Raw genomic sequence first — 714 nt, 5'->3', positions numbered from 1 at the left:
CTAACTCAATAAAAAAGAGACAAAATATTGTCACAAATGTTACTAATGTAGTGAAAAGATTAAAAAATAAAATCAGATGAATTGGATAACAAAAATAATCAAAGCAGGTGAAAAAATTAAATCTGCTATCCACAAAAGAGCTACTAAGGAGGATATAGCTAATAGCGATTGGACTTCTTGCTGTAAAGGACCAATTTTAAAAAAAGATTTAGAACATAATTTATGGGTATGTCCTGAACCTGAATGCAATAAACATCACAGAATAAGTCCCAAACAGAGATTTGATATTTTATTTGGAAAGGACAACTATGAAATATTTAAAACACCAATTCCAGAAGATGATCCTCTAAGTTGGACTGACTCAAAATCTTATAAAGACAGATTAAAAAGTGCCAGAAAAAAAACTGGTCTTGAGTGCGGAATGATGGTTGTAAGTGGATCAATTAACAATATTAAAATCACAGCCGTTGCATCAGATTTTGACTTTTTAGGTGCTTCAATGGCTGCAGCTGAAGGTGAAGCATTCTTATATGGAATTCAGCATGCAATTGAAAACCAGACACCTTTTTTGTGTATTAGTGCTGGAGGAGGAATGAGAATGATGGAAAGTTTGATTTCTTTATCTCAAATGACCAGATCAACTTTAGCAATTAATGAACTTAAGAAAAACAATCTCCCATATTTAGTTTGTATTACAGATCCTACTGCCGGGGG

1 protein-coding gene is annotated in these 714 nt (G+C 32.8%); it reads left to right on the top strand.

Going from position 1 to position 714, the window contains the following annotated elements:
* Positions 1–76: 76 nt before the first annotated feature.
* On the top strand, positions 77–714 hold a 638-nt coding region (locus AMN95_RS00815; RefSeq protein ID WP_075522114.1), incomplete at its 3' end, for a carboxyl transferase domain-containing protein.

This window comes from Candidatus Pelagibacter communis (genome assembly GCF_001180185.1).
Classification (GTDB): Bacteria; Pseudomonadota; Alphaproteobacteria; order Pelagibacterales; family Pelagibacteraceae; genus Pelagibacter; species Pelagibacter ubique_F.
Note: the sequence above shows the minus strand (reverse complement) of the source record. Positions and strands in the feature narration are given on the sequence as shown.